2 protein-coding genes are annotated in these 3,263 nt (G+C 55.1%); both read right to left on the bottom strand.

Annotated features, from left to right (window positions below):
* Positions 1-174 precede the first annotated feature (174 nt).
* Positions 175-753 carry a 4Fe-4S dicluster domain-containing protein gene (locus tag C1722_RS16455; protein ID WP_102380472.1) on the bottom strand — a complete coding sequence of 193 codons (579 nt, stop codon included), beginning with the start codon at positions 751-753 and terminating at the stop codon, positions 175-177.
* Between the two features lie 2 nt (positions 754-755).
* Positions 756-3,263: molybdopterin-dependent oxidoreductase (locus C1722_RS16450; RefSeq protein WP_102380471.1), on the bottom strand; the 2,508-nt coding region annotated here is incomplete at its 5' end.

Raw genomic sequence — 3,263 nt, 5'->3', positions numbered from 1 at the left:
ACATCGATCATGGCTTTATCGGGTGCATTTCCAAAGCAACGCGAGAGCATGGCGTACAACAGCGCGCGAGAGCGGAGCAACATAGCCAAAGCTTCATGTTCGTTCATAGTGCCTCCTCGTTAAAAAGCTGCGGCGCGGCACCAAACGGTGCCCGCCGCAGCCTGCCTGAGTATACTAAATGAGGATCTCAGTGAACTCGCTTTCGAGAGCACTTGGCTTCGCCGCAATAACCACCGAGGGATGCGTCTCCGACGGATCGGGAAAGACCGCAATCGCGTCGACGGCATCGGGATGCTTCGCCCTAAGCTCTTCGATGTCGCCGAATTCCAAAGCCCTCATGGGACATGCGGCAACGCAGGCGTTCTCCTCTCCCGCACCGCGAAGGGCAAAACAGGCATCGCATTTGCCACTGATCTTCAACTCGGGACGATATTGAGGCACGCCGTACGGACACGCATTCACGCAATTCTTGCATCCGATGCACGTCTCGTCATCATGCTGAACGGTTCCGTCGGCTTCGTCGACATGCATGGCTCCAACAGGGCACACCCGTACGCATTCGGGATCTTCGCAATGATTGCACGTGCGAGTGAGCTGATAGGATGTTGCTGTCGGATAGATACCGACCTCGTAGGTTTCCACACGACGGTATATCGTTCCGGTCTCAAGATCGTTCTTGTCTTTGCATGCCACCTGGCAGGTTCGACAACCCATGCACAGCGCCATATTGAAATAGAATCCTTTGCGTGCCATATCTATTCACCATCCTCGAACAAAACGTTTTGGGGCTTCTCGACGTCAAGAACAACTTCGCCATCGAACTTCTCGATCTTCACAATTGCGCTGTTGTATCCCGATGTACCCTGACCGGTTACGTTTCCGCCGATGAGCACGTTCGAAGCGCCTCCCATGTCGGCATTGTTCTCCTCGCTGTACTCAAGCCAGCCGGTATGGGGGAGCGCAACCGTTCCCGGAACCAATCGATTCGTAACCGATGCTATACGGATAGCGGAACCGTACGGGCTCGTCAGACGGACTGCGTCGCCTGTCTTGACGCCCTCCGCTTCGGCGTCGGGGGCACTGATGAACACCGGATTCGCAATGGCCTCTTTAAGCTGGGGCACATTCACTAAGGAGTTCATAATCGAACGAAGGCTACGCGGATTGAACATCTGATAAGGATACTCGCCCTTGGTCTGCGATGAAAAATCCGAGAAAGTGGCCTCAAAACCGTCTGCCTTTTCCACGTATTCGGGGATCGGCGACACCTCGCTGTACCCCATGCTCGAAATAACGTCGGATGCCTTCTGGCAGTAAATCTCGAATTTGCCGCTTTCGGAGTTTTCAAGGGGATTCGCATCGGGATCTTTCACGAAGTCCTCGTAGGCTATGTAGCCGTAGTTGTCGCCCTGCTTGCGCCCCACAATGCAGATGCCATCGTCCCACAGCTTAGCAAGCGGATACTTCCCCTCTTGAGGAGATCCTTCCACACCCCATTCTTCTATATCTTTCTGGGTGATGGTGATAAGCGTTTCCTTCGTCGCGCCGTCCTCCCCGATTACCGTAGTTCCAGCAAGCTGATTGAACAATTGCTGCTTCTCGCTACCGCAGAACAACTCTTCTTCGGGAATATCGAATCGCTTCATGAGCCCGCGTACGATCTCCTGGTCGCTCCTGCTCTCGAACAGGGGCTCGCACACCGCTTGCTGGAACACCACCGCATCGCGCGAGCCGTCTGCCGCAACGCGACCCACACGCTCCCACGGAGTGCTGACGGGCAAAACTATGTCGGAATGCATAGCCATGGCGTTCGGAACGAATGCATGCGTTACGACGAAATCGACTTTGCGAAACGCCTCGACCCCCTTGAGCACATCTTCGCGAGAGTTGAGCATAGCGCGCCCAGAATTGTAAATGAGATGGATGTCGCACGTACGCTTTTCGCCCGGGACTTGAATGTTCTTGAACCCGTAGTTCATCATACGGCCATTAAAGGTATAGGATCCCGTCAGTACCGCGTTCCACAACTCGCCGCTGCAGATGCAATCATCGATAGGGGCATCGACCGTCGGATTCCCGTCCGAACCGACCGCAAAGAGGCGCGGCCCGCCATCTGCAGCTCCACCATCGCAGCTCACGCCCGTCATATGACCCGATTTGCCCATATGGCCCGTCATCGCGCCGAGCGTCATGAAGAACTGCGAGATATGGTCCGCGTTGTTGATGCGCGACGGCCCCCAGCTCGTCATGATAGCTACCTTGTTGCTAGGTTTAATCTCATAAGCGAGCGCCTTGATCTGCTCAACGGGCGTTCCGCATAAAGCGGATGCCCACTCGGGCGTTTTGGGTGTTCCGTCGTAGGTGCCCAGCACGTAATCCTTGAAATTGTTCTGAGGATCAACGCCTTCGGGCATATGGTCGGCGTCGAACCCGATCGTGCACCGATCGAGAAAATCCCAATCGATGAGCGGATTGTTTTGAGGATCGTCCTCCGTCAAAAGTGTATAGGCAACACCTAGGATGAGCGCATCGTCCTGCCCAGGACGTACCGGCATCCAGTCAGCATCGAAGAATGCGTAGGAGTCGTTGTAAAACGGATCGACGCCGATAAACTTCGCGCCGTTCTGCTTGAGCAGGCCGTAGTAGTACGAATGGATCCCGCATGTCGACCACGCAGGATTGCACCCGAACATGACGAATGTCTCGCAGTTCAGCAAATCCATACGATCATGACCGCCCTCTCGACCGAGATGGCGAAAACCGTTGTACAGCACGGGGATGGAGTACGCACCGAACGAGTGAGTGCCCCACAGACTCGTAAATCCCCCGATCTTGTTGAAAAACGCATCGGTTTTTCCGTCCGCCAAGATGGCTGCGTTACCGTACTTTTCGATAACGTTCTTGATTTCTGCAGCCACATAATCAAGCGCCTCGTCCCAACTGATACGCTCCCATTCGTCCTTGCCGCGCAGACTCTTATCGCCACCCGTCAACGGCTCCCAATGCTTGCGCTTCATGGGATACTTCAAACGATCCGCACCGAACACGTGCTTGCGCTGGGAGCGACCGCGCAGACAACCGCGATGCTGCGGGCATTCCACGCTATCCTCGTGCGTATCATCAGACTTCTGCCTTATTACCACACCGTCTTTGACCAAGGCTTTATTGACGCACATTCGCGTACTGCAACCGTGCCAACACGCTACCGGAACCCACTTTTCTTCCGAAACGCCCTTTTCGGCTTCTGTGACAGGCTGCACCGA

Origin of the sequence: Raoultibacter timonensis (assembly GCF_900240215.1) — a bacterium.
Classification (GTDB): domain Bacteria; phylum Actinomycetota; class Coriobacteriia; order Coriobacteriales; family Eggerthellaceae; genus Raoultibacter; species Raoultibacter timonensis.
The sequence above is the reverse complement of the archived record's forward strand: the minus strand, read 5'-3'. Positions and strand labels throughout refer to the sequence as shown.

Bases quoted from the DNA above. Each gene is read 5' to 3' on its own strand.
- C1722_RS16455 (WP_102380472.1), bottom strand. From the start codon at position 753: ATGGCACGCAAAGGATTCTATTTCAATATGGCGCTGTGCATGGGTTGT.